The following is a 25098-nucleotide window of genomic DNA, read 5'->3' on the forward strand; positions in this document are numbered from 1 at the left end:
TCCTTCCGTCGATGAGCGCCCGTCGAGCAACGGGCCGCCGCCAGTCTCCGCCGCTCGGCGAGGATCTGCGCGGGGTTGCGTCTCACGGCCGCGCCGAGGACGATGCGCCTCCGGCCCGGCCCGTCAGCCCGCTGCGCCGAGCCCCGTCACCGCACCGGCGATCGCCGTCGTCTCCTCGCCGTCCGGCCAGCGCAGCCGCACGCCCGGCTCCGTGACGACGCTCCCCACCGCGGCCGTCGCGGTCCAGGGTGTGCCCATCCTCGACTCCCCCCGCCGGTCGGCGGTGATCATCGCGAAGCCGGGGAAGCAGCCGAGCCAGTCGGCGGTGCCGGCCGCCTCGGGGACGGGGACCGCCGCGAGGTCGATCACCGCTCCTCCTCCGCTGGCCTCGGCGAGCATGCCGACCGTCCCCACCAGCCCGGCCATGCTCACGTCCTTCGCCGCCCTCGGCCGCGCGAGTCCGACGGAGGCGGCCATCGCCCGGAGCTCCTCCGCGCGCCGGGACGACGTCGAGTCCCACTGGGCGCCCGCGAAGCCGGGCCGCCAGCCGCCGCCGAGGTCGGCCGTCAGCGAGAGCTCGTCGCCCGGAGCGGCCGCGCCCGGCACCGGCGCCGCGGTACGGCCGAGACCGGTGACGCTCAGGGCCGCCGGCACTCCGAGCTGGGTGTGCCCGCCGAGCACGGGGACGCCCCAGGCGGCGGAGGCGGCCCGCAGACCGCTCACGATGCGCGCGGCGGCGGCCGCGTCGCGAGCGCCGATCGCGTCCATCAGCCCGATGCCGGTCGCGCCCATCGCGGTGAGGTCGTTGACGTTGACCAGCACCGAGCACCACCCCGCCCACTCCGGGTGGCGCTCCACCATGGACGGGACGATCGCGTCGCAGACGGCGATCAGGTCGCTGCCCGGGACCGGTGCTCCGTCGTCGCCGACGAAGCCGGCCCCACCGAGGCCCCCCTCGGCCGCCAGCGGAGCCAGAAGGGCGCCGAGGGCCGCCTTGGCCGCGGTGGCCGCCCGGTCGAGCCGGTCGACCGGCCAGCGCATCCGGGCGTGCTCGACTCGGGCGACGGTGCTCGTGCCGATCCTCCGCCAGCCGAGCCGCCGGAACAGCACCTCGTTGCGCAGCTGCACCGAGGCCTCGAAGCGGAGCACCCCGCGCGCCTCCGCCTCCGCGCAGGCCGCGCGCACGAGGGCGGCACCGATCCCGGAGCCGCCCCGCGCCTCGCGCGCCACCACCAGGCGGCTGCCGGTCCACCAGCCCAGATCGCGTCCGCCGCCGACAGGCGCGATCCGGACCCCGCCGAGCACCGCGCCGTCCGGAGCCACCGCGACGAGCACCACCGAGCGCGGATCGTCGTCGGCGTCGTCGTGGTCGTCGCCCGCGAACAGCCCCTGCTCGGCGACGAAGACCTCGCGCCGCAGGGCCCGGTGCGCGGCGAGCTCGCGCTCCTCCGCCCGCACCACCGTGAACGCAGGCGCGACCCGAACACCCTCGAGGATCGAGAGCTCCACCATCAGGCGCCGGCCGTCTTCAGGACGCCGCAGGCCCCGCACGCCGCGCAGCCCGCACTCTGCCCGCTGCTCAGCATCCCGGCCTCGATCAGGAGCGCGGCGACCTCGGCGCTGACCCGCTCCAGCAGTGACCCGGCCGGCGGGAGCACGTGGTCGACCTCGGTCGCCAGGGTCCCGCGCAGCGGACGGAAGGGCACCACGAAGGGGTAGACCCCCATCCCGATCAGCTCGCGGGCGCTCGTGACCAGCTCGTCCGGGTCCTCGCCGAGGCCCACCAGGAGGTAGGTCGAGACCTGGTTGCGGCCGAAGATCCGCACTGCCTCGCGCCACGCCCAGCGGTATTCGTCCAGGCTGACCCGCGCCTTGCCCGGGGTCCAGCGCTGCCGCACCGCGTCGTCCATCGACTCCACGTGGATGCCGATCGAGACGGCGCCCGCGTCCTTCAGCGCCTGCAGCGCCGAGACGTCGGAGGGCGGCTCGCACTGCACCTGGATCGGCAGCCCGGGGACCGCCGCGAGCACCGCGCGGACGCAGCGCGCGAGGTGGGCCGCTCCGCGGTCGCGGCCCTTGGAGGTGCCGGTGGTCATCACCATCTGGCGCACGCCGTCGAGGCGGACCGCCGCCTCCGCGACCTCGGCGAGCTGGGCCGGGGTCTTGACCGCGATGGTCGCACCGGCTTCGAGCGAGGCCTCGATCGCGCAGAAGCGGCAGCGCTCCGCCTCGTCATAGCGCATGCAGGTCTGGACGACGGTGGTCGCGAGGATGTCACGGCCGTGCAGCCGGGCGATCTTCTCGTAGGAGACGCCGTCGGCGGTGTCGAGATCGTAGAAGCGCGGGCGGCGGACGGCAGTCACGTCCAGGCCGATGTCGGCGCCCTCGAGCAGGAGGCGGTTCCCGCTCACCACGTAGGGGCTGTCGGGGTTCACCGGGATCGCGGCGCCCAGGCCGCCGAGCATCACGTGCCCGTCGTCGCTCGGGCCGGCGCCGGCCTCGCGGTGCACCGGTGCCTCGACGCGGATGCCCTGCAGGGCGATGTCGACGCGAGTGCGGAGGGCGGAGGGGCCGGTGCGGCGGATCCCGGTCGAGTGCGCCCCGCCCGGGGAGTGCGCCCCGCCGACCGGGTGCGGGCCGGCGGCCGGGTGCGCCGCACCGGTTGCCGGCGGCGAGGACGCGGGGGAGGGACTGCGGAGATCGGTCACGAGGACTCCTTCGTGGCACCGCGGAGCGGGCCGGACGGGCCGCGCACAGCGGCGGCCGGGATGTCGGTGCGGTCGTCTCACCCCCCAGTCAAGGCGCCTCGTGTTTCGCCCTCGTGACGGGAGGAACGCGGTCTCGTTACGGATCCGCCGTCACGGGAGCTTCTTCCGGTGGAAACCACTCCGAAACATCCCGGCCGTTGACTGGACGCGTTCCACTCCGCACCACTGCTCCACCCCGGCGGACGTCGTCCCGCGTCGTCTCAGCGCATCCCGCCGGAGCCATGCACTCGCACGCCGCTTCGGCGGACCGACACCAGGAGGAACCATGTCCGTCTCCCAGGAGATCGAAGACCAGGTCAGCGCCAACATCGAGATGTCGCGCTCCGAGATCGCCCACCCGGCGCTCCCGAAGGGCAGCAACCTCTACGGCTCCACCAAGGTCTTCCCCGACTACCAGGCCGAGCCCGGGGAGTCGTACCTGACCCTCGTGCACGGCATCGCCCACGAGTCCTCGGTCAGCTTCGTCGCAGTGCTCCAGGCCACCCGCGCGGCGCGGAAGGGCTACGAGTCCGCGCTCTACTTCTACGGGCCCGGCACCATCAACGCGATGGCCACCCGCGGCTTCCCGACGGTCGGCGACTCCGGATTCCCCGGCGAGCAGAACCTCAACAACGCCATCGAGACCTTCATCCAGGAGGGGAACCGCGTCTTCGTCTGCCGGTTCGGCATGGCGCTCCACGGCCTCCGCGAGGAGGACCTGATCGAGGGCTGCATCCCCTGCCACCCGCTCGACGTGCAGGACGCGCTCATCCACTACGCCCGCAAGGGCGCGATCATCAACTCCACCTACAACCTGTAGGCGATCGCGATGACCCTCGTCGGATCGGTCGCGGCGAACTTCACCCGCGACCTGGATCAGAACTACGCGCTCATCGCCTCCCTGGCCGAGGAGGCCCGCGAGAGGGGAGTGCGCTTCCTGGTGCTCCCCGAGGCCGCGATCGGCGGCTACCTCTCCTCGCTCGGCAACCACGGCGACACGGTCGCCACCACCCGCCGCTCCCTCCCGCCGGCGGTGCGCCTGGACGGGCCGGAGCTGCGGCGGGTGCAGGAGATCGTCGGCGACCTGGTGGTGGCGATCGGCTTCTGCGAGCTCGACGACGACGGCGAGACCCGCTACAACGCGGCCGCGCTCCTGGACGGCGGGCAGGTCTACGGCAGCTACCGGAAGGTGCACCAGCCGCTGGGCGAGCACCTCTCGTACTCGCCGGGCCCGGGCTACGGCACCTTCGAGACGCCGGTCGGCCGGGTGGGCCTGCAGATCTGCTACGACAAGGCGTTCCCCGAGGCGGCGCGGTCGATGGCGCTGGACGGCGCCGAGATCATCGCCTCGCTCTCGGCGTGGCCGGCCGCTCGGACGGCGACGGCCGAGAACCTGCAGGAGGACCGCTGGACGTACCGGTTCAATCAGTTCGACATCGCCCGCGCCCTCGACAATCAGGTGTTCTGGCTCGCCTCGAACCAGTCGGGGACCTTCGGCTCGCTCCGCTACGTCGGGAACGCGAAGGTCGTCGATCCCGGCGGCAACGTGCTCGCGACGACGCTGCTCGGAGCAGGCATGGCCGTCGCCGACATCGACGTGCGCGGCGCCTTCGAGGCGATGCGCGGCGGGATGTTCCACCTGCGCGACCGGCGGCCCGACGCCTACGACATCGACCGGGTCTGGAACGGAGGACTCGTCCATGCCTGAGATGACCTTCCACGTCCGCTGGCCGGACGGCTCGGAGGAGCGCTGCTACTCGCCGAGCCTGGTCGTGCACGAGTTCCTCGGGACCGGGACCGCCTACTCGCTCGAGGACTTCGTCGCCCGTTCGAGTGAGGCGCTGCGCATCGCGTCGGACCGGGTGCGGGAGCGGTTCGGGTTCGCCTGCACCTCCGCGATGCAGCAGGAGTCCGACATCCTCCGCACGGCGCAGCGCTTCGAGGGCGGCACGGTCAGGGTGCTCGCGATGGAGCCGCCCGCTCCGGCCGGGCAGCGGGTGCGGCCGTGAGCGCCGCTATCGAGCCCGGGCGCCACGTCGAGGTCGCGGTGGTCGGAGGCGGGCAGGCCGGGCTCTCGATCAGCCGGCACCTGGTCGACGACGGCATCGAGCACGTCGTGCTCGAGCGCGCGACCATCGGCCACGACTGGATCGACCGCCGCTGGGACGCCTTCACCCTCGTCACGCCGAACTGGCAGTGCCGCCTCCCCGGGTACCCCTACGACGGGCCGGACCCGGACGGATTCATGACGCGCGACGAGGTGCACGCGTGGGTGCGCCGCTACGCGCAGAGCTTCGACGCCCCCGTGGTCGAGGGCGTGGAGGTGAGCCGGCTCCGCGAGCGCGCCGGGGGAGGTTTCGAGCTGATCACGAGCGCGGGCGCGATCACGGCCGACCAGGTCGTCGTGGCGACCGGCGGCTACCACCGCCCGGTCCTCCCCGCCGTCGCCGCGCGGCTGCCGTCGGACGTGCTGCAGCTCCACTCCGCCGACTACCGCTCGCCGGAGGCGCTCCCGCCCGGCGGCGTGCTCGTCGTCGGCTCCGGGCAGTCGGGCGCGCAGATCGCCGAGGACCTCTTCCTCGCCGGGCGCGAGGTCCACCTCGCCCTCGGCAGCGCGCCGCGGGTGGCGCGCTTCTACCGGGGCCGCGACTGCGTCGCCTGGCTCCAGGACATGGGCGTGTACGACGTGCCCGTCCACGCGCAGGTCGGCGGGCTCACCAAGCGGGAGTCGACCAACCACTACGTGACGGGGCGCGGGGGCGGGCGGGACATCGACCTGCGCGCCTTCGCCCGCGACGGGATGCACCTCTACGGCCGACTGGCCGGGGTGGAGGGGTCCCGGCTGCGCTTCGCCCCCACGGCGGAGGCGTCGCTCGACTACGCGGACTCGGTCGCGGAGTCGATCAAGGACGACATCGACCGCTACATCGCGGCGCACGGCATCGACGCTCCCGAGGAGGACCGCTGCCGTCCGGTCTGGCGGCCGGAGTCCGAGGCGACCGGGCTCGACCTCGCGCGCATCGGCAGCGTCGTCTGGGCGGTCGGGTTCCGCTCCGACTATCGCTGGGTCGAGATCGGCGTGTTCGACGGCGCCGGCCATCCCACCCACCAGCGCGGAGTGACGAGCGTGCCGGGCCTGTCGTTCCTCGGGCTGCCGTGGCTGCACACCTGGGGGTCCGGCCGCTTCGAGGCGATCGCCCGCGATGCGGGGCACCTGGCGGAGGAGGTCCGGCGAGTGCGCGAGGCGGGGCGCTTCGCTCGGGAGCGCGAGCCGGATCTCGCCGGATAGCCTCCTCGCATGACGGAGACGGTGATGGGTGCGGTTGCAGCGCACTTCGGTCGCGACATCGACCGCACCCTCGCCAAGCTCGCCGGCATCATCGCTCACGCCCGCGAGCGCTCGGTCGACCTGCTCGTGCTCCCGGACGCGACCCTCGGCGGCTACCTGCTCGACCTCCAGCACCCCGGGCCGGACCTGCCGCCGAGCCTCGAGCTCGATGGGCCGGAGGTCGCCCGCGTGGCCGAGCTGGCGGGCGATCTCACCGTGTGCTTCGGGATCGCGGAGCGCGCGCTCGAGGGCGGTCGCGAGGTCCGCTACGACACCGCGGTCTGCGTGCACGGCGGGCGCGTGATCGGCACGCACCGCAAGGTCCACCTGCCGCTGGGCGAGTCCGAGGCGTACCTGCCGGGTCGCGGCTTCGCCGCCTTCGACTCGCCGATCGGGAGGATGGGGATGCTGATCGACTTCGACAAGACCTTCCCGGAGTCCTCGCGCTCGCTGGCCCTCGACGGCGCGGAGGTGCTGGCCTGCCTCAGCGCGTGGCCCGCGAGCGTGACCGACCGCTCCGATCGGATCCGCAACGACCGCCAGGCCCACCTGTTCGATCTCTACGACTGCGCCCGCGCCGCCGAGAACCAGGTCTACCTCGTCTCCTCGAACCAGACCGGCGTGCTCGGCGGCCTGCGGTTCCTCGGGCAGGCGAAGGTCGTGGATCCGGCGGGAGAGATCATCGCGAAGACCTGGGCGAAGGGCGGGCTCGCGCTCGCCTCCGCTGACGTCGCCGGCTCCGTCGCCCGCGCCCGCCGCACGATGCACCACCTCCGCGACCGCGCGGAGCACGCCTACCGGAGCTGAGATGCGGATCTGCCTGCTGACCTACTCCACCCGGCCGCGCGGCGGGGTGGTGCACACCCTCGCCCTCGCCGAGGCGCTCGCGCGCGCCGGACACGACGTCACGGTGCGCACGCTCGCCCGGGGCGGCGACGACTCCTTCTTCCGCCCCGTCGATCCGTGCGTGACCGTGCGGGTGGTGCCCTTTCCGCACCGCGAGGGCGAGCCGGTCGGCGCCCGCATCGTCCGGTCCATCGCCGCGATGGCCGAGGCCCTGCGGGGCGAGGACGCCCCGGTCGTCCACGCGCAGGACTGCATCTCGGCCAACGCGGCGCTCGCCGCCGGACTCGCGCCGATCCGCACGATCCACCACCTGGACGACTTCACCACCCCGGAGCTGCGCGCCTGCCACGACCGCGCCGTCCGGCTCCCCCGGGCCCGGCTGTGCGTGTCCGCTGCGGTCGCCGAGGAGGTGCGCGCCGGCTGGGGGCTGCTGCCCGACGTGATCCCGAACGGTGTCGACGCGGCGCGGTTCGCGGCCGCCGTCGACGATCCGCTGACCGGGGGGTGGCGGGCCGAGCTCGGCCCGTACCTCCTCGCCCTCGGCGGCATCGAGCCGCGGAAGGGCAGCATCGAGCTGCTCGAGGCGTGGGCTCTGCTGCGCGAGCGCGGCCACGACGTCGCGCTGGTGTTCGGCGGCGGCGAGACCCTGTTCGACTACCGCGAGTACCGGGCCGCCTTCGACCGGAGGGCGGCCGAGCTCGGGATCGCTCCGGTGATCCTCGGCACCGTTCCGGAGGAGAGGCTCGCTCCGCTCGTCGCCGGCGCCTCCGCGCTGGGCTTCGTCTCGGTGAAGGAGGGGTTCGGGCTGGCGGCGATGGAGGCGCTCGCCGCGGGGGTGCCGGTCGTGGCGCGGGAGCTGCCGGTGATCCACGAGGTGTTCGGGGACGCGGTCCGCTACGGGCGGGACCCCGCCTCCTTCGCCGACGCGCTGGAGGAGGCCCTGACGCTGCCCTCGCCGGACGGCCGGGCCCTGGCCGCCTCGCACTCCTGGGACGACGTCGCGGCCGCGCATCTGCGGTTCTACGAGCGGGTGCTCGACGGCTCGGTTCAGAGCTCAGGAGGAACTCCTCCGGACGGGCCGGGATCCGCGCGAGCAGGCGTGCCCGGATGACTCCGTCCTGCCGCCTGGACACGATCGGGCGCCGCCGGTGACCCGCCGGTCGATCTCGCGCATCGTCACCGGTCTCGCCGACACCGATCCCGACCGGATCGTCGCCGTGGCCGACGAGGGCGCGCTGACGGCGGGGGAGCTCGACCGCGAGAGCACCCGCCTCGCCCGCGCCTACCGCGATCTCGGCGTCCGGACCGACGACCTCGTCACCGTCTCGCTCTCGAACTCGCTGGACGCGCTCGTCGTCTGCGCGGCGGTCTGGAAGGCGGGCGCCGTGCCGCAGCCGGTCTCGACCGGGCTGTCGGCGGCGGAGCGCGCCGAGGTGGAGCGGATCGCGCGGCCGGCGCTCGTCATCGGCGCGCCCTCCTCCTCCGCTGTCCCGTGGCGCGCGGGCGACTGGCGGCCCGGGCCGGAGGTGCCGGCCGGCTCGCTCGAGGACCGGTGGGCCTCGTCCTGGAAGGCGCCCACCTCCTCCGGCAGCACGGGGCGGCCGAAGGTGGTGCTGGCCGCGGGCCCGGCGCTGCTGGATCCGGACGCGCCGGTCGCGCCGTTCCTGCCGCGCGAGGGCGTGCAGCTGGTGAGCGGCCCGCTGATGCACTCGGCGACCTTCACCTACGCCTTCCGCGGGCTGATGACCGGGCAGCGCCTGGTGCTGCTGCCGCGGTTCGACGCCGCCCGGGTCCTCGCGGCGATCGAGGAGCACCGCGTCACCTGGACCCTGCTCGTCCCGACCACGATCCGCCGCCTGCTGGTTGCGCCCGAGCGGTCGGGGGCGGACGTGTCCTCGCTCGCGACGGTGCTGCACCTCGGAGCGCCCTGCGCGCCCGCCGACAAGCGGGCGCTGATCGGCTGGCTCGGCCCGGAGCGGGTGGTCGAGGTCTATGCGGGCAGCGAGTCGAACGGACTGACGATGATCACGGGCCGGGAGTGGCTGGAGCACCCGGGCAGTGTCGGACGGCCGATCAGCGGGACGACCCTGCGCATCCTGCGGGAGGACGGCACGGAGGCTCCGACCGGCGAGCTCGGCCGCATCTGGCTGCACCGCGGCGAGGCCGCCGCCTACCGCTACCTCGGCGCGGGCTCGCGGCGGACGGAGGAGGGCTGGGACACCCTCGGCGACGTCGGCCGCGTCGACGGGGACGGGTGGCTCTGGGTGGTCGACCGCGCCGACGATCTGATCCTCCGGGGCGGAGTGAGCGTCTGGCCGGCCGAGGTCGAGCGGGTGCTGGAGGCCCTGCCCGGAGTCCGCGGGGCGGTCGCCTTCGGCGTGCCGGACACGGAGCTGGGGCAGGCGGTGGAGGCGGTCGTCGACGTGGGCGACGCGGGCGTGGACCCGGCCGGTCTGCTCGCTCGGGCGAACGCCGAGCTGGGCGCTGAGCGGCGCCTCCGGGCCCTCCGGATCGTGCACGAGCCCGTTCGGAGCGACGCGGGCAAGGTCCGTCGCTCCGCGCTCACCCCCGTGGCGCAGACGCTCGGGACCCACCGTTCCGCCGGCACCCCGGATGGGCCAGAGTAGGCCCTGCGCCCCCGCGCACCGACCCCAGGGAGACCCGATGAAGTACATGCTGATCATGCGCGCGACCGATGCGGCGAAGGAGGCCTACGCCTCGATCCCGTTCGACGAGATCATCACCCGGATGGGGCAGTACAACGAGGCGATGATCGAGGCGGGCGTGCTGCTCTCGGGCGACGGCCTGGCCGACGACGTCGCCTCCTCCGGCTTCGTGGTCGACTTCTCCTCCGAGCCGCCGACCGTCGTCGACGGCGCCTACGGCCCGACCGAGTCGCTCTTCAACGGCTTCTGGATCATCGGGGTCGACTCCAAGGAGCAGGCCCGCGAGTGGGCGCTGCGCTGCCCGCTGGTGCCCGGCAACCGCCTCGAAGTGCGCCGGATCACCGACGAGAGCGACTTCGCGGAGTTCGCCGACAACGAGTACGTGCAGAAGGAGGCCGGCTGGCGCGAGGACGAGGCGGCCCGCGCCTCCGGGGACTGACGCGGCGGCGGGCGTCACGCCTCCGTGACGACGCCCGCCTCGACGTGCCAGTGCCGCGTCAGCTGCACCGTCTCGAGCATCCGCCGGTCGTGGGTGACCAGCAGCAGGGTGCCCTCGTACGCCTCGAGCGCCTCCTCCAGCTGCTCGATGGCGACGAGGTCGAGGTGGTTGGTCGGCTCGTCGAGCACCAGGAGATTCGTGCCGCGGGCCTGGAGGAGCGCCAGGGCGGCCCGGGTCCGCTCGCCCGGCGAGAGCTCGCCGACGCGGCGGCCGACGTGGTCGGCCTTCAGCCCGAACTTCGCCAGCAGCGTGCGGACCTCGGCGGTCGGCCACTCGGGCACCAGCGCCTCGAACGCGTCCGCGAGCGGCACGTCGGCGGCGAGCATCCCGCGGGCCTGATCGATCTCGCCGATCGCCACGCTCGCTCCGAGAGAGGCGCCGCCCTCCTCCGGCTCGGCGCGGCCGAGGAGGAGCGACAGCAGCGTCGACTTGCCGGCGCCGTTGGGCCCGGTGATGCCGATCCGGTCGCCCGCGTCGACCTGGAGCGACACCGGCCCGAGCGTGAAGGCGCCGCGGCGGGCGACCGCGCCGTTCAGCGTCGAGACGACCGAGCTCGAGCGCGGGGCGCTGCCGATCGTGAAGGCGAGCTGCCACTCCTTGCGCGGCTCCTCGACCTCCTCGAGCCGCGCGATCCGGCTCTCCATCTGGCGCACCTTCTGCGCCTGCTTCTCGCTCGACTCCGCCGAGGCCTTGCGACGGATCTTGTCGTTGTCGGGGGCCTTCTTCATCGCGTTGCGCACGCCCTGGCTCGACCACTCCCGGTGGGTGCGGGCGCGGGAGACCAGGTCGGCCTTCTGCTCGGCGAAGTCCTCGTACTTCTCGCGGCGCTGGCGGCGCGCGGTCTCGCGCTCCTCCAGGAACGCGTCGTAGCCGCCTCCGTAGACCCGGTTGGTGCCCTGCGCGAGATCGAGCTCCAGCACGCGGGTGACGCTGCGGGCGAGGAACTCGCGATCGTGGCTCACGAGGACCGCGCCGCCGCGGAGCCCGCGGACGAAGGCCTCCAGGCGCTCCAGGCCGTCGAGGTCGAGGTCGTTGGTCGGCTCGTCGAGCAGCACCACGTCGAAGCGCGAGAGCAGCAGCGCCGCGAGGCCGACCCGCGCCGCCTGCCCGCCGGAGAGGGAGGTCATCGTCGAGGAGGCGGCCGCGGCGCCGAGCGACAGGCCCAGGTCGGCCAGGACGACCGGGGTGCGCTCGTCGAGGTCGGCCGCGCCGCTCGCGAGCCAGCGGTCGAGAGCGAGGGCGTACCGGTCCGCGATCGAGCCGTCGGGATCGGGGTCGGCCAGGGCGGAGGCGGCGGCGTCGAGCTCGGCGGAGGCCTCGGCGCAGCCGGTGCGGCGCGCGATGTAGCCGGCGACGGTCTCGCCCTCGCGGCGCTCGTGCTCCTGCGGCAGCCAGCCGACGAAGGCGTCGCCCGGCGAGAGCACGACGGAGCCCTCGAGCGGAGCCGTCTCGCCCGCGAGGATGCGCAGGAGCGTCGACTTGCCGGCTCCGTTCGCCCCGACGACGCCCACCACATCCCCAGGGGCGACCGTCAGGTCGAGTCCGTCGAACAGGGTGCGGTGCGCATAGCCTCCGGAGAGGCCCTTGGCGACGAGGGTGGCGGTCACCGGTCCAGCGTAGGCGCGGGCGACTCGCTAGACGGCCTGGTGATCAGCCGGTCTAGGATGTGCGGATGAGCGACACGAGCCTGCGGAGCGGCGCCGGGTACTGGTACCCGGACGAGTCGTCCACCCGCCGTGCGGTCGAGGTGCTGAGCGCCATGCGCACGTACCGCGTCTCCGAGGTCTCGATGCGCCGCCGCACGCGCGAGCGGATGGCGATGGGCGAGACGGACCTGATCGCCATCCAGTACCTGCTCCGCCAGCAGCGCAAGGGCGAGCTGGTGACCGGCAAGGACCTGGCCTCGCACCTCTCCATCTCGTCCGCGTCGACCACGGTCCTCATCGACCGCCTGGTCCGCAGCGGCCACCTCGTGCGCAAGCCCAACCCGACCGACCGGCGCGGGATCGTCGTGGAGGCGACCGTCGACAGCGACGACGAGGTGCGCGCCACGCTCCAGGAGATGCACCGCCGGATGCTCGAGATCGCCGAGGACCTGGACGCCCCCGAGGCCGAGGTCGTCGTCAACTTCCTCCGCCGGATGAGCGCGGCCGTCGACGAGATCGACGCGGAGCACGGCGACGGGCACGATACGGACGAAGTGGACGGCGCGGAACCCTCCGCAGCCAAATAGCTAGACGGACTAGTAATAAGCCGAGGGGCCTATAGTCTGGCGGCATGGGTCAATTCCTCTACGGCACTCCTCCTGCCGTCATCGAGATCGAGGACCGGACCCTGGCCCACCTCCAGATCGTGATCTACGCGAAGTTCCGCCGCGACGAGCGCTTCAGCCTCACCCTCGATTCGATGCCCGAGGGCGCGCGCGGCCGCCACTCCTTCTGGATGAACCCGAACATCGCCCTGCAGTTCCACTTCGCGGGGAGCCGGCAGCCGACGATCAACCCGACCTGGGTCGAGCTCCTGATGGACGCGGCGAACAGCGGCGGCGGGCTGCGCCTGCTCACTGAGCCCCCGTCGTGACCCGGTCCCGGTGAGGCCGACCCGGCCCCGGCGACCGCGGAGCTCCCTGCACGACGGTGGATCCGCAGCGCCGGCCTCCTGCGACAGCGCACGTGCCCCCGGCCGCCCCGTCTCCTAGGGTGGAGCGGGCGCCGCGGGGCGCGCGGAGGGCGGGGGACATGCGCAGGACGGTCATCGGAGCGACGGCACTGGCCGGGGTGCTCGCGCTCGCGGGGTGCTCGGCGCCCGCTCCGGCTCCGACGGTCACGGTCACCGTGTTCGCCACGGCGACGCCGACTCCGGTGCCGGACCCGACCGTCACGGCGGCGCTCCCGCAGGCGACGGCCACGGTCTTCGCGCCGGTCCCCGAGGCGACGGTCACCTTCACGCCGAACGCGACACCGGACATCCCCGAGACCGCCTTCGCGGTCGACAACGGCGCGGTTCCCGGGGCGAACGGCGAGCCGACCCGCGACGGGGAGGGGGACATCGTGAGCTACACCGTGGTGCAGGGCGACACGTTCTTCGACATCGCGCAGCGCTTCGGGATCCCGGTGCAGCAGCTGCTCCGGATGAACCCGACGATCGCCGGAGCCGGCGAGGCGGTCTACATCAATGCAGTCATCAACCTCGACGCGAGCACGCTGGGCTGAGCGGAGCGGCGAGCCGCGGAGGCGGTCGCCCGGAGCGACCCGGCTACTGCGACTTCGGCAGGACGTGGAACGCGACGGCGAGCGATCCCGAGATCATCAGGATGCCGCCGACGAAGAGGAATCCGGCGATGTCGGGCAGCAGGAACGAGTTGCCGAGAACGAGGATCCCGCCGAGGAACAGCACGAACGAGAGGACGACGCCCAGACCAGTCATACCCTCATCGTACGCAGGTCACGGGAGCAGGAGGTCCGCGAGCTCCTCGGCGCCGGACACCAGCGCGATCGTCCCGACCGCCTCGAGCGGCGATCCGTAGCCCCACTCGACCATGATCGTCGGCACGCCGTGGGCGGCGGCGCCCTGCACGTCGTGCTCGCGGTCGCCCACCATCACCGGCGCCGAGAGGTCGACGCCGAGCTCGCGGAGCCGGCGCAGCGCCTCCTCCACGACGTCGGCCTTGGCGCTGCGGACCTCGTCCTCGGAGGCGCCGCAGATCACCGTGAAGTACTGCGCCAGTCCGTAGTGCTCGAGGATGCGCGTGGCCGCCGACTCCGGCTTGGAGGTCGCGAGCGAGAGCGGCACGCCGGCCTCGGCGATGCGCGCCAGCACCTCGGGCAGCCCCGGGTAGACCGAGGAGTCGAACAGCCCGCCCGCGTTGTAGCGGCGGCGGTAGACCACGAGCGCGGCCTGCGCCTCCTCGACGGTCATCCCGCCGAGCTCGCGGAACGCCTCGAGCAGCGGAGGGCCGACGTAGGCCAGCAGCTCGGCCGGAGCGGGCACGGGGCGGCCCAGCTCGACGAAGGTCTCGACGAGGGTGCCGGTGATGCCGGGGGCCGAGTCGGTGATCGTGCCGTCGAGGTCGAACAGGATGCAGGACCAGGTGCCGGCTCGCGCGTCGAGGCCGGTGGCGGCGAGGGTCGTGTCGGACATGGCGGGCTCCTGACCTCGGAGGACGGGGTGACGCCGGCGCTGCCCCGCCGGGGGCCACACTCTACGGCCGTTCGGCGTCCAGAGCCCGTTCGACGAACGAACGGGTGACGACCTGGGCGATCGAGCCGGGGTCGAGCTGCACGGCGACGAAGTCGGCGGTGCGGATCAGCGCGAAGGCCTCGCGTCCGGGGAGGACCAGCATCTGCACCCGCGGATGCTGCTGCCGGGGGACCGCGGTGCGCACCTCGTCCGTGGAGGTGAACAGCGGCAGGACCTGCTCCCCGGTGGTCGTCGCGACGGTGCGGACGTGCGGCACGCCTCCGGGCTGGGAGCCCGTGACGTCGACCACGAGGGAGCCGTCGAGGCAGGCCTCGAGCAGCCGGTCGACGGCCTCGGCGGTGGGAGCGGCGACGAGCGCCTCCAGTGCTTCCCGAGCCTCCGCATTGCGGTACGGACCGGGTCGCGCCGGGCGTGCAGGGGGTCCGCCTCGTCGTGCCATGGCTCCACGCTAACGAAGACCGGGGCGTGATCGGAATCGCCGGGACCGGTTCCCGGGAATGCGCGCGATCGGTGTCCGGAATCGTTACGGCCGTCTGCGGACACCGTGTCCTCCATTCGACGGCTGGTGGCGAACAGCTCGATTCAGCCGTGATTGCCTCCGCTTATCCTGAACATTCCCCTCGACATGGCGCGAGAAAGGGACGAATGGCGCCATTCATGGCGCACTCGATTGTGAAAGGGGGTAATGTCTCTCCCGGTCCGGGTCGAGACAGTCCGGTCCCGCGAACTCCAGGAGGAAAAGTGGCCCAGAAGATCACGCTTGTCGACGATATCGACGGAACCCTTATCGATTCCGGTGACGGCGGTACCGTCCGCTTCAGCATCGAGGGCGCCAACTACGAGATCGATCTCGGCCCCGACAACATCGCCGAGCTCCACTCGGCGCTCGAGAAGTTCGTCTCGAGCGCCCGCCGCGTCGGCTCGCGCCCCGCGGCCGCCACGAGCGTCGCGACCGCCTCCAAGAGCGACCCCAAGCAGCTCAAGGCCATCCGCGAGTGGGCGAACGCCAACGGCCACCCCGTCTCCGACCGCGGACGCATCCCCTCCGAGGTCCAGGCCGCCTACCAGGCCGCCCACAAGTAGCGGCCGCCGGGCTCTCGGCCCGGTGAGACGCCGCATTCCCGGGCCTCGCGCCCGGTGAGCGGAAGGCCCCCGTGATCCGATCGCGGGGGCCTTCGCCGTGCCTGTCAGAACAGGCGGGTGTGGGAGTCGTCGGTGCCGCGCATGGCCTCGTAGTCGAGCACCACGCAACGGATTCCGCGGTCCTCGGCGAGAGTCCGCGCCTGCGGCTTGATCTCCTGAGCGGCGAAGACTCCCGTCACCGGGAAGAGGTGCGGATCGCGATTCATCAGCTCGAGATAGCGGGTGAGCTGCTCCACTCCGTCGATCTCGCCGCGGCGCTTGATCTCGACGGCGACGGCGGCTCCCGAGGAATCGCGGGCGAGGATGTCGACCGGGCCGATCGCGGTCATGTACTCGCGCCGGACGAGAGTGTGCCCCTCTCCGAGGAGACCGATCTGCTCGGCGAGAAGGCGCTGGAGATGCGACTCCACTCCGTCCTTCACGAGTCCCGGATCGACGCCGAGCTCGTGCGCCGAATCGTGCAGCACCTCGTGGATCGAGACGACGAGAGCGTCGCCGGTCTTGCGGTGCGCGACGGTCCACTGCTGCGTCACTCCCGCGGCGCGCGCCTCCTCGTCGGGCTCGCCCGTGATCAGCGTGCAGGGAGGGCTCATCCAGTTGAGCGGCTTGTAGGAGCCGCCGTCGGAGTGGATGAGGACGCTCCCGTCGGCCTTGACGAGCAGGAGGCGGGTGGCGAGCGGGAGGTGGGCGCTGAGACGGCCGGTGTAGTCGACGGAGCAGCGCGCGATGACGAGACGCACCCGTCGAGGATAGACGGCGCGGCTCCGGCGGGCTCCCGGCTCAGCGCGCGGCGACGGGAGGCCGGCGGCCGAGCGGAGGAGCGGGCGGCGGCACCGAGAGCGAGGCGCGCAGCGCGACCGCGAACTCGGCCGGCGCCTCCGCCCACGGGTGGTGGCCGCTCGACTCGATGACGGCCAGGCTCGCCTGCGGCAGCAGCGCGGTGAGCGCCTCCAGAGCGGCGACGCCCGTCACCGGATCGTCCTCGCCGCCGAGGACGACCGCGGGGCAGTCGAGGCGCTGCAGAGCGTCGCGGATCGCCGCGGTGTCGTCGGAGCCGGCGGGAGTCGTGTGACCGGCAGCCCGGTCGTCGATCCCGAGCCAGGCGGTGCCGGGGGCGATCAGGAGCAGGTGGGCGACGCGCTCGGGCGCGTCCACGGCGGCGAGCAGGACGGCGCGGCAGCCGGAGTCATGCGCGGCGAGATCGAGCTCGTCGACGCCGAGGTGGCGGCGCAGGTCCTCCACGTCGGCGGCCGTCGTGGCCGGGGGAGCGGGAGGCAGCTCCGCGGAGCCGCCCACTCCGCGCGGGTGCAGCACGAGGACGCGGCGCGTGCAGGCGATCGAGGCAAACGAGCCGAGGTAGGAGGGGTGGCGCTCCGGCTCACCGGGGACGACGACCAGGGGCCGCCCCTGACCGGCTCCGTGCTCGTCGACGTGGAGCAGGGCGCCGTCGCGCGCTCGGTACCGCATCCGCTCCCCCTCCACCGCCGTCCTGGGAAGCCTAGGGGGAGGCGCGCCGGGGCGCCCGGGCCCCACGGGGGCTTGCGGAGGCGCGTGGAGCGGGGCGGTCAGCTCCGCCGGCTGCGGGCGGCGGGGGAGGCGAGCCCGGCCACGACCACCAGGGCCAGCACCAGGAAGAGGGCGTTCAGCAGTCCGTAGTGCTCGCCGAGGAAGCCGATCGCCGGCGGTCCGACCAGGAACGCGACGTAGCCGAGCATCGCCACCGCGCTGACGCGGGCGGCCGAGTGCGGCCCCTCCGCCGCGGCCGACATGCCCACCGGGAAGCCGAGCGAGCAGCCCAGACCCCAGGCGACCGCGCCGACGACGACGAGCGCGTCGACCGGGGCGAGGATGAACAGCAGGATGCCGACGATCGCGAGCCCGGCGGAGGCGCGCAGCACCGGGACGCGGCCGAAGCGGTCGAGCACGGGCCCACCGATCACGCGTCCGACGGTCATGGCGGCGACGAACACGCCGAACACGACGGCGGCGGTCGTCTTGTCGGTGCCGTGGCCGTCGACCATCGCCAGGGTCAGCCAGTCGTTCGCGGAGCCCTCGGCGAAGGCCATGCCCAGCATGATCAGGCCGATGAGGACGAGGCGGCCGTCGCGCCAGACGCCGAGGGAGGCGGCGACGCGCTCGCGGACCGGCGGCTTCACCGTGGTCGCCGCGCCGGAGGTGTCGAGCTCCTCGCGGACCGGGACGAAGCGGATCGCGATCACCGCGGTCATGGCGATCACCACGGCGATCGCGCCGAGGTGGACGGCGACGGGCACGGCCAGAGCGGAGGCGCCCGCGCCGATCAGCGCGCCGGCCACGGTGCCGAGGCTGAAGAAGGCGTGGAACAGCGGCAGGAGCGTCTTGCCGAAGGCCTTCTCGTTGGCCGCTCCCTCGACGTTCATCATCACGTCGACCGCTCCGTTGCCGAAGCCGAGCATCGCCATGCCGGCGAAGGCCGCGGGGAGGACGCCGATGACGTCGGCCGAGACGCCCAGCACCGCGAGGCCCGCCGCCGAGACGGTGAGGCCGAGCGCCATGCCGCGCCGGGCGCCGATCGCGCCCATGACCGGCGTCGAGAACGCGAGTCCGACGATCGCGCCGATCGACATCGAGAGGATCAGCAGGCCCACTCCGGCGGTCGAGAGCTGGAGCTCGTCGCGGATGGCGGGGGTGCGCGAGACCCAGGTGGCGATGGAGATCCCGCTGAGGACGAAGATCGTGAAGACGGCGTTGCGCCAGGCGACCAGCTGCGGGCGCGTGAGCGCGGACGTCGAGGTCATGGCGGTTCTCCTGGTGCGGGCGGGATCCGGACACCGGATCGAGAGGCACGGTCGAATCGATTCGAAGCGAGCCGGTCTAAGCTATCCGGAACCCCGGGGACGGTCAACCGACGACGAGCGCGCCGCCCCCACGAGGAGGAACGTGGAACCCCGCAAGAGCCCCCGGCCGACGCTCGCCCGCGTCGCGAGCCGGGCCGGAGTGTCCCCCTCCACCGCCTCGCTGGTCTTCAGCGGCTCCGGCCCCGTCTCGGAGGCCACGAAGGAGCGGGTGCTGCGCGCGGCGTCCGAGCTCGACTACGCCGGCCCCGACCCGCGGGCGCGCTCGCTCCGCCGCGGCCGCTCGGGGATCGTGGGGGTCGTCGTGGACGAGCGGATGCTGCACGCGTTCCGCGACCCGATCAAGATCGCCATGCTCGACGGGATCGCCGACGTGCTCGGCGGGGTCGACGCCGGGATCCTGCTGCTCACCGAGACCGGCGACGGCGCGGGCCTGCTGGCGACGGCCCCGGTCGACGCGATGATCCTGGTCGGCTGCAGCCCGTCGGTCGACGACTCCGTCGCCGTGCTGCGCCGCCGGGGGGTGCCGGTCGTCGTGGTCGAGGGCCTCTCGGAGCTGGGCGGCGCCGTGATCTCGCTCGACAACCGCGAGGCCAGCCGGACCCTCGCGGAGCACCTGCGCGAGCTCGGCCACGAGCGGGTCGCGGTGGTCGCGCTCCCGTTCGCGAAGGACCGCCGCCGCGGCGCGATCCCGGCCGGCTGGCGCTCGAGCCCCAGCATCACTCCGGTCGACCGCCTCCTCGGCGTGCAGGACGTCTTCCCGGAGGCGTCGGTCGTCGCCGCCGCGGCGAGCTCCGTCGACGAGGGCGTCGCCGCGGGCCGCACGCTGCTCGAGGGGGCGGAGCCGCCGACCGCGGTCGTCGCGCAGAGCGATCTGCTGGCCGCGGGCGTGATCCTCGCGGCGGAGGAGCGCGGGCTGCGCGTGCCCGAGGACCTCTCGGTGGTCGGCTTCGACGGCGTGCAGGTGCCCGGTCTCGCGGCCGAGTACGACCTCACGACGATGGCCCAGCCCGCGGTCGAGAAGGGCCGTGCGGCGGGACGGGCCGCGGTCGCGCTCCTGGCCGACGAGGAGGCGGAGGCGGTCTGCTTCCACGCCGTCTTCCACCGCGGGAACACCAGCGCTCCGCCGCGCTGACCGGAGTTGTCCACAGGCTTCTCCACAGGGGAGGAGCGCGATCAGCGGAGCCAGACGTCGCTGCGGACCCGGAGCCCGAGGGTGACCGCGCGGGCGCCGAGGAAGCCGACGGCGAAGGCGAGCCAGAGCGCGAGGAGGCGCCATTCGGCGGGCGCGGCGGGGGCGAGCAGGGCGAGCGGGACGAAGACGGCGAGGTTCGCGAGGCCGCTGAGCGCCAGGTAGCGGCCGTCGCCGGCGCCGATCAGCACGCCGTCGAGCACGAAGACGTAGCCGCCGAGCGGAGCGGTGAGGCCCACGACGGCGATCGCCGCGGGCAGCAGCCGCAGCACCTCCGGGTCGCTCGAGAAGACGTACGGCAGGACACCGCTCAGACCGGTGACCAGCGCTCCGAGCACTACTCCTGCACCGATTCCCCAGGTCACACAGCGTTTCGTGACGGCTCGGGCCTGCTCGGCGTCGCCCGCGCCGAGGAGGCGGCCCAGCAGCGCCTGCGCGGCGATCGCCACCGCGTCGAGGGCGAAGGCGACCGTCGAGAACAGCGTCATCGCCACCTGGAAGGCGCCCAGCTCCTCCGCCCCGAGCGAGGTGGCGGTCGCGACCGCGAGCAGGATCGCCGCGCGGAGGCTCGCTGTGCGCAGCAGCATCCAGCCGCCGGATCCCGCGGAGGAGGCCAGGCCCGCGAGGTGCGGCCGCAGCGGCGCGCCGACCCTCCGGGCGAGCCGCAGCGCGACTCCCGCGTAGGCCGCGAGCATGGCCCACTGCGCGATCACCGTCCCCAGTGCGGAGCCGGTTATCCCCAGGCCGGCCGGGTAGATCAGCACAGCGTTGAGAGCGGCGTTGAGGGCGAATCCGCCGGCGGCGATCACCAGCGGAGTGCGGGTGTCCTGGAAGCCGCGGAGGAGCCCGGTGAGCGCGAAGACGCCGAGCATGGCGGGGATCCCGGCCATGCTCACCGCCAGGTACCGCACGCCCGCCTCGGCCACCGCCGGTTCCGCGCCGAAGAGCGCCACGACGGCCGGAGCGGTCAGCGCGCCCACCACGGCGATGCCGGCGCCGAGGAGCAGGGCCAGCCAGCCGCCGTCGATCCCGGCCGCCACGGCCCTTCGCTCGTCGCCCTCGCCGAGGGCCCGGCCGACCCGCGGAGTCGTGCTGTATGCGAGGAAGACCATGAGGCCGACGATCGTCTGCAGCACCGTGCCGCCCAGCGCGAGCCCGGCGAGCGGGACGGCGCCGAGATGGCCGACCAGGGCGGAGTCGGTGAGCAGGAACAGCGGCTCGGCGACCAGCGAGCCCAGCGCCGGGACGGCGAGCCGGAGGATGCTGCGGTCGAGGGCGGAGGTCACCGCTCGACGCTAGCGGCTGCCGGAGCTCCGGGACCGGCGTACCGTGGGCGGGATGCAGCGCTTCGGGATCGGGCTGGCGGCCGTGGGCCGGCCGGCGTACATCACGGCAGGGCGCGACGACGACCTCGGCCCCGCGGCCGAGCGGAGCGTCGACGCGCTGCGCGAGCGCGCGCACCTGCTGCTCGACGCGGCGTGGGACGCCGGCGTCCGCTTCCTCGACGCCGCGCGCTCCTACGGGCGCGCGGAGGAGTTCCTCGGCGGCTGGCTCGCCCGGCATCCGGAGCGGCGGGCGGCGCTCACGATCGAGTCGAAGTGGGGCTACGAGTACGTCGGCGGGTGGGCGATGGATGCGCCGGTGCACGAGCGCAAGGAGCACTCGGTCGCGATGCTCGACCGCCAGTGGCCGCTCACGCTCGACGCGCTCGGCTCGGCGCCTGACTCCTACCTCGTCCACTCGATCACTCCCGAGAGCCCGGCCCTCACCGACCGCCCGCTGCTGGACCGACTGCGCGGCCTCGCCGGCTCCGGAGTGCGCGTCGGCCTCTCCACCAGCGGACCCGAGCAGGCGCGCGTGATCGAGCTCGCCCGCGCGATCCCGGAGTCGCCGTTCAGCGCGGTCCAGAGCACCTGGAACCCGCTCGAGCAGTCCGCGGGCCGGGCGCTCGCCGCCGCGCACGACGACGGCTGGCTGGTGGTGGTCAAGGAGGCCCTCGCCAACGGGAGGCTCGTGGCGCACCCGATCGAGCACGCCGGCGCCGCGCCGGACGCCGTCGCCCTGGGGGCCGTCCTCGCGCAGCCCTGGGCCGACGTCGTGCTGAGCGGCGCGGCGACTCCGGAGCAGCTGCGGGCCAACCTGCGCGCGCAGCCCCGGGAGCTCCCGGACCTCCCGGCGCTCGCCGTGGATCCGGCCCGCTACTGGGCCGAGCGCTCCGCTCTCGACTGGACCTGAGAGCACTCGAACGAAGTGAGGCGTGCGCTCCGGCGCCGCACGGGATAGCGTTCCTCTCAGCGCCCCGTCTGCCCTCTCTGCGAGGGCTGGCGCGCGGATCGGCCCTCGTGATGTCCCCCGAGGGGATCCGCCCCGGCCCGCCACCCCTCTTCGAGTGCGGGCGAATCGAGCTTCCGGTTCTCAGGCGATCCGCAGGTTACGGGCGGGGCGACGGCAGTGCCAGAGGAAGCGGGGCGCGCGGGCTTAACGGGGGGTGACGCATCGGCGGGCTATTGCCGGGGAGGCCGGACGGCCGTGGTCCGAGGGGTCGATCCGGATGGCGCACTCGAGGAGCTCGGCGCTCCTCCACAGGGCGCGGATCAGCGCGGGCATCCCCGGGAGCGATCGTCACGATCCCGAGCCCTCAGGACTCGGAGCCCCGCCGGACCCGCAGCCGCGTCTCCTCGAGGTCGAGCAGCGACTGGGCGTCGCGGAGGATGCGCTGCGGGTAGGCGCGGCGCGAGCGCGCGTCCAGCAGCGCCTCCCGCTCGGCCGCGACCACGGCGAGGCGCAGCGCCCGGTAGAGGCGGTGCGGAGTGTCCGCGACCGACCGCTCCATGCCGCGCGAGCGCTCCCAGGCGGCCTCGGAGCGGAGGAACGACGTCTGCCGTACCCGCTCCAGGACGTCCGGAGCGACGCCGTCGGCGCCCTCGACGGCGTCGCCCGGGCGCTCCAGCACCGAGAGGCCCTTCTCGGTGATCTCGTCGAGCAGGCCCGCGAGCGCGCGCTGGTCCTCGGGCACATCGATCCCGCGGATGCCCAGCGCCCGGATCAGCAGCGGCAGCGTGCTGCCCTGGATCAGCAGGGTCGCGACGGCCACGGTGAAGGCGATCAGCACGAGCTGCGGGCGGTAGGGGATGTCCTCGGGCAGCGACTGCGCGGCCGCGAGGGTCACCACTCCGCGCATCCCGGACCAGCCGAGCACCAGACCGCCGCGCCAGCCGATGCCGTTGCGGCTGAAGTGCCGGTAGTCGCTGCGCCGCAGCAGGTAGCGCCGCTTCGCCCGGCCGCGCTCCTCCTTCGGCAGCTCCTGCGCCTCGGGCGACTCGAGCAGCTCCTTCTGCTCGCGGGCCCGGCGCTCGGCCCGGCGGGTCTGCCAGCGCTCGCCGAGGAGGACCGGCCCGACCCAGAGGAAGCGCACGACGATCAGCCCGACCACCGCGATCAGCCCGATCCCGACCGCTCCGGGCACGGAGAGGCGTGCGCTGTCGGCGTCGTGGATCAGCGAGCGGATCTCGAGCCCGATCAGCAGGAACACGCCGTTCTCGAGCAGGAACTGCACGGTCCGCCAGTTGATCCGGTCGTTCACCCGCGACTGCGCGGTGAAGGCGCGGGAGGAGGCGTGTCCGGTGTGCAGGCCGGCGACGACCACGGCGAGCACGCCCGAGGCGCCCAGGCCCTCGGCGGGGATGAACGCGACGAAGGGGACGATGAAGGAGAGGACGGTGTTGAGCACCGGGTCCTCGAGCCGCGAGCGGACGAAGACGGTGACGACGCTGGCCACGAACCCGACCACGACGGCCACGACGACCGCGTAGAGGAAGTCGCCGATCGCGGCCCACGGCGTCGCGAGCGTCCCCGCGGCGGCGGCGAGGGCCGAGCGGAGGAGGACCAGCGCGGTCGCGTCGTTGATCAGCCCCTCGCCCTCGAGCAGGGTGAGCAGCCGCGGCGGGAGGCCGAGCCGCCGGCCGACCGAGGTCGCGGCGACCGCATCGGGCGGGCTGATGATCGCGCCCACGGCGATCGCCAGGCCCAGCCCGAGCTCGGGGAGGAGGAGGAAGAGGAGCGCGCCGACGCCGGCCGCCGAGATCAGCACCAGAACGACCGACAGGCCGGTGATGGTGGTGAGGTTCCGGCGGAAGTCGATGAACGGGACGCTGAGCGCCGCCGCGTAGAGCAGCGGCGGCAGCACGCCGTCGAGCACCCACTCGTGCGGGACGACCACCTCCGGCACCCCGGGGATGTACGAGAGGCCGACGCCGGCGAGCACGAGGACGATCGGGGCGGCGACGCCGAGGCGCCGCGAGAAGACGGCGACCGCGACGAGGACCGAGACGCCGACGATCGCGGCGATGCCCAGCTCCATCAGCGGAGGCTCTCGAGGGCGCAGAAGGGCATGGTCTCGTCTCCAGGGGGTAGCGGGCGATCGCCCGGGACGAGTCTGCGCCTCTCGGCGGACGCGGGGCAGGGGGTTGCGAGCACCCGGCGTCCCGCGCCGGGGTCAGCCGTCGTCGCGAGCGGCGCGGCGGTCGAGCAGGCGGGCGAGCGCGAGGAGGAGCGCCATGGCGCCGAGCGCCGCGACGGCCAGGGCGAGCGCGGCGCCGGGCTCGAGCGTGATCCCGCGCTCGACGACCTGCGCGCGCAGCACCGGGTCGGCCGAGACGACGAGCAGGCCGATCGAGGCGGCGGCGTCCGGCGCAGTGGTGCCGGAGTCGGCGCCCGGTGTGGAGTCCTGGACGCGGATCGACCCGCCCTCCTGGGCGATGCGGACCACGAACGGCTCGGCCTCGGGATCGCCGAAGGTCTGCGTCCACAGCTGACGGCCGTCGGCGGTGCGGACCTCGCGGGGCGCGTCGATCGCGCCTCCGTCGGCGTCCAGAACGAGGAGCTCGGTGTCCTCCGTGGTCGCCTCGAGGCGGACCGCCGTTCCCGCCATCGTGGCGACGGACACGTGCCCGTAGCCGATCCAGAGGTCCAGCGGCTCGCCGGAGGTCTCGTAGCCGGGTGCGACCGTGACGCGCAGGTCGCTCGCCGCGAGCGTCGCGTAGCGGCCGGGAGCGGCGCTCGAGAAGCCGTAGGTGCCCAGCACGGGGAGCAGCTCGCGGTCGGTCGGCAGCACGGCGGCGCAGGCGGCCGTGACCAGCGCGACCGTCGCGAGGGCGACCAGCGCGCTCGCGCGCCTCCGGAACAGGCCGGCGAGCACGATCACCACGGCGAGCACGAGCGCGGCCGAGGCGGCTCCGACGACGAGGGCCGTCGGCCCGGAGGCGGTGAGCGAGACCAGTGCGCCGGTCAGTGCGGCGGCGCCCAGGGCGAGCAGCGTGAGGCTCGCCCGCAGCCGGGGGTTCGCGGCGCGTCGGAGGCGCTGGCGCTCCAGGCGCGCGGCGGTGACGGCGGCGGCGGCGACTCGCGCCTCCTCCGCCCGGGCGCGGGCCGTCTCGCGGGCCGTCGCGCTCTGCTGGGCGCGGAACGCCTCCCGCTCGGCCCGCCACGCCTCCTGGCGCTCGCGCCACTCGGCGACGGCCTCGGGGGACGAGGGGCGCTCGTCCTGCAGGCCGGCCACGGGAGCGGAGCGGCGGACGGCCGGATCCGCGTCGCGCGAGTCGAGCGGCGCGAGGGGCACCAGGGCCCAGAGCCAGAGGTAGAGGA

The 25098-nt window shown here is 74.0% G+C and carries 26 protein-coding genes; 14 read left to right on the forward strand and 12 right to left on the reverse strand.

Features of this window, described 5'->3' with window-relative positions; translation table 11 throughout:
• Positions 1–123: 123 nt before the first annotated feature.
• Both C5C95_RS04040 and C5C95_RS04045 read right to left on the reverse strand, forming a co-directional pair.
• Positions 124–1512, reverse strand: a complete 1389-nt coding sequence (locus C5C95_RS04040; protein ID WP_104250269.1) for an MSMEG_0567/sll0787 family protein — start codon at positions 1510–1512, stop codon at positions 124–126.
• Entirely contained in the window at positions 1512–2708 is a 1197-nt protein-coding gene (locus C5C95_RS04045; protein ID WP_258063581.1) for an MSMEG_0568 family radical SAM protein, read from the reverse strand. Before C5C95_RS04045 ends, C5C95_RS04040 begins: the two co-directional genes overlap by 1 nt.
• A gap of 325 nt (positions 2709–3033) precedes the next feature.
• On the opposite strand from C5C95_RS04045, the gene C5C95_RS04050 reads away from it, so the two are divergent.
• The 8 genes from C5C95_RS04050 to C5C95_RS04085 are packed head-to-tail and all read left to right on the forward strand — an operon-like array spanning position 3034 to position 10026.
• Positions 3034–3567, forward strand: a complete 534-nt coding sequence (locus C5C95_RS04050) for an MSMEG_0572/Sll0783 family nitrogen starvation response protein (protein WP_104222636.1) — start codon at positions 3034–3036, stop codon at positions 3565–3567.
• A gap of 9 nt (positions 3568–3576) precedes the next feature.
• Positions 3577–4455 (forward strand): carbon-nitrogen hydrolase family protein, encoded by an 879-nt coding sequence (locus C5C95_RS04055; RefSeq protein WP_104222635.1) that lies wholly within the window; start codon positions 3577–3579, stop codon positions 4453–4455.
• Complete coding sequence (locus C5C95_RS04060) at positions 4448–4756, forward strand: MSMEG_0570 family nitrogen starvation response protein (RefSeq protein ID WP_104222634.1); 309 nt, start codon at positions 4448–4450, stop codon at positions 4754–4756. The genes C5C95_RS04055 and C5C95_RS04060 overlap by 8 nt, the downstream gene beginning before the upstream one ends.
• Positions 4753–6036 carry an MSMEG_0569 family flavin-dependent oxidoreductase gene (locus C5C95_RS04065; RefSeq protein WP_219812201.1) on the forward strand — a complete coding sequence of 428 codons (1284 nt, stop codon included), beginning with the start codon at positions 4753–4755 and terminating at the stop codon, positions 6034–6036. The genes C5C95_RS04060 and C5C95_RS04065 overlap by 4 nt, the downstream gene beginning before the upstream one ends.
• Before the next feature lie 9 nt (positions 6037–6045).
• Positions 6046–6882, forward strand: coding sequence for a carbon-nitrogen hydrolase family protein (locus tag C5C95_RS04070; RefSeq protein WP_104222633.1), 837 nt, complete (start codon positions 6046–6048; stop codon positions 6880–6882).
• A gap of 1 nt (position 6883) precedes the next feature.
• Positions 6884–8032 (forward strand): MSMEG_0565 family glycosyltransferase, encoded by a 1149-nt coding sequence (locus tag C5C95_RS04075; protein ID WP_104323858.1) that lies wholly within the window; start codon positions 6884–6886, stop codon positions 8030–8032.
• Positions 8033–8069: 37 nt separating this feature from the next.
• Complete coding sequence (locus tag C5C95_RS04080) at positions 8070–9548, forward strand: AMP-binding protein (RefSeq protein WP_104323859.1); 1479 nt, start codon at positions 8070–8072, stop codon at positions 9546–9548.
• Between the two features lie 37 nt (positions 9549–9585).
• The gene (locus C5C95_RS04085) at positions 9586–10026 is read left to right on the forward strand and encodes a YciI family protein (protein WP_104222630.1); all 441 of its coding nucleotides are present in this window, start codon (positions 9586–9588) and stop codon (positions 10024–10026) included.
• 14 nt (positions 10027–10040) lie between these two features.
• Here C5C95_RS04085 and C5C95_RS04090 read toward each other — a convergent pair whose 3' ends face one another.
• The gene (locus C5C95_RS04090; protein ID WP_104323860.1) at positions 10041–11693 is read right to left on the reverse strand and encodes an ABC-F family ATP-binding cassette domain-containing protein; all 1653 of its coding nucleotides are present in this window, start codon (positions 11691–11693) and stop codon (positions 10041–10043) included.
• Between the two features lie 65 nt (positions 11694–11758).
• On the opposite strand from C5C95_RS04090, the gene C5C95_RS04095 reads away from it, so the two are divergent.
• The 3 genes from C5C95_RS04095 (at position 11759) to C5C95_RS04105 (ending at position 13298) form a co-directional block, all read left to right on the forward strand.
• Positions 11759–12319: a MarR family winged helix-turn-helix transcriptional regulator gene (locus tag C5C95_RS04095; RefSeq protein WP_104222628.1), complete on the forward strand. Its 561-nt coding sequence runs from the start codon at positions 11759–11761 to the stop codon at positions 12317–12319.
• Between the two features lie 44 nt (positions 12320–12363).
• A complete protein-coding gene (locus C5C95_RS04100) occupies positions 12364–12666 on the forward strand; it encodes a hypothetical protein (protein WP_068250131.1) in 303 nt (100 codons plus the stop codon).
• Between the two features lie 158 nt (positions 12667–12824).
• Positions 12825–13298: a LysM domain-containing protein gene (locus tag C5C95_RS04105; protein WP_104222627.1), complete on the forward strand. Its 474-nt coding sequence runs from the start codon at positions 12825–12827 to the stop codon at positions 13296–13298.
• Positions 13299–13341: 43 nt separating this feature from the next.
• On the opposite strand, the gene C5C95_RS17330 is transcribed toward C5C95_RS04105, so the two are convergent.
• From C5C95_RS17330 to C5C95_RS04115, 3 genes are all read right to left on the reverse strand, one after another.
• Positions 13342–13512 carry a hypothetical protein gene (locus tag C5C95_RS17330; RefSeq protein WP_159911733.1) on the reverse strand — a complete coding sequence of 57 codons (171 nt, stop codon included), beginning with the start codon at positions 13510–13512 and terminating at the stop codon, positions 13342–13344.
• A gap of 18 nt (positions 13513–13530) precedes the next feature.
• On the reverse strand, positions 13531–14226 hold the full coding sequence (locus tag C5C95_RS04110; protein WP_104222626.1) for an HAD hydrolase-like protein: 696 nt from the start codon (positions 14224–14226) through the stop codon (positions 13531–13533).
• A 61-nt stretch (positions 14227–14287) separates the two neighbouring features.
• Positions 14288–14725 (reverse strand): SseB family protein, encoded by a 438-nt coding sequence (locus tag C5C95_RS04115; protein ID WP_104222625.1) that lies wholly within the window; start codon positions 14723–14725, stop codon positions 14288–14290.
• Between the two features lie 302 nt (positions 14726–15027).
• Between C5C95_RS04115 and C5C95_RS04120 the strand changes: the two genes are divergently transcribed.
• Positions 15028–15369: an Lsr2 family protein gene (locus C5C95_RS04120; RefSeq protein ID WP_104222624.1), complete on the forward strand. Its 342-nt coding sequence runs from the start codon at positions 15028–15030 to the stop codon at positions 15367–15369.
• Between the two features lie 104 nt (positions 15370–15473).
• Here the strand turns inward: C5C95_RS04120 and nucS are convergent, their stop codons facing one another.
• The 3 genes from nucS to C5C95_RS04135 form a co-directional block, all read right to left on the reverse strand.
• Entirely contained in the window at positions 15474–16169 is a 696-nt protein-coding gene (gene nucS, locus C5C95_RS04125; RefSeq protein WP_104222623.1) for an endonuclease NucS, read from the reverse strand.
• Between the two features lie 40 nt (positions 16170–16209).
• Positions 16210–16896 (reverse strand): alpha/beta fold hydrolase, encoded by a 687-nt coding sequence (locus C5C95_RS04130; RefSeq protein ID WP_104308166.1) that lies wholly within the window; start codon positions 16894–16896, stop codon positions 16210–16212.
• Between the two features lie 98 nt (positions 16897–16994).
• On the reverse strand, positions 16995–18206 hold the full coding sequence (locus C5C95_RS04135; protein ID WP_104222621.1) for an MFS transporter: 1212 nt from the start codon (positions 18204–18206) through the stop codon (positions 16995–16997).
• Positions 18207–18348: 142 nt separating this feature from the next.
• Between C5C95_RS04135 and C5C95_RS04140 the strand changes: the two genes are divergently transcribed.
• Complete coding sequence (locus C5C95_RS04140) at positions 18349–19398, forward strand: LacI family DNA-binding transcriptional regulator (RefSeq protein ID WP_104335426.1); 1050 nt, start codon at positions 18349–18351, stop codon at positions 19396–19398.
• A 41-nt stretch (positions 19399–19439) separates the two neighbouring features.
• Here the strand turns inward: C5C95_RS04140 and C5C95_RS04145 are convergent, their stop codons facing one another.
• Positions 19440–20741, reverse strand: a complete 1302-nt coding sequence (locus C5C95_RS04145) for an MATE family efflux transporter (RefSeq protein WP_104222620.1) — start codon at positions 20739–20741, stop codon at positions 19440–19442.
• Positions 20742–20793: 52 nt separating this feature from the next.
• Between C5C95_RS04145 and C5C95_RS04150 the strand changes: the two genes are divergently transcribed.
• Entirely contained in the window at positions 20794–21690 is an 897-nt protein-coding gene (locus tag C5C95_RS04150) for an aldo/keto reductase (RefSeq protein ID WP_104222718.1), read from the forward strand.
• Positions 21691–22093: 403 nt separating this feature from the next.
• On the opposite strand, the gene C5C95_RS04155 is transcribed toward C5C95_RS04150, so the two are convergent.
• Together C5C95_RS04155 and C5C95_RS17335 are read right to left on the reverse strand one after the other, a co-directional pair.
• Positions 22094–23815, reverse strand: a complete 1722-nt coding sequence (locus tag C5C95_RS04155) for a sodium:proton antiporter (RefSeq protein WP_104222619.1) — start codon at positions 23813–23815, stop codon at positions 22094–22096.
• Positions 23816–23950: 135 nt separating this feature from the next.
• On the reverse strand, positions 23951–25098 hold a 1148-nt coding region (locus tag C5C95_RS17335), incomplete at its 5' end, for a hypothetical protein (protein WP_219814740.1).

It is taken from the genome of Rathayibacter sp. AY1B7 (genome assembly GCF_002932735.1).
Lineage (GTDB): Bacteria > Actinomycetota > Actinomycetes > Actinomycetales > Microbacteriaceae > Rathayibacter.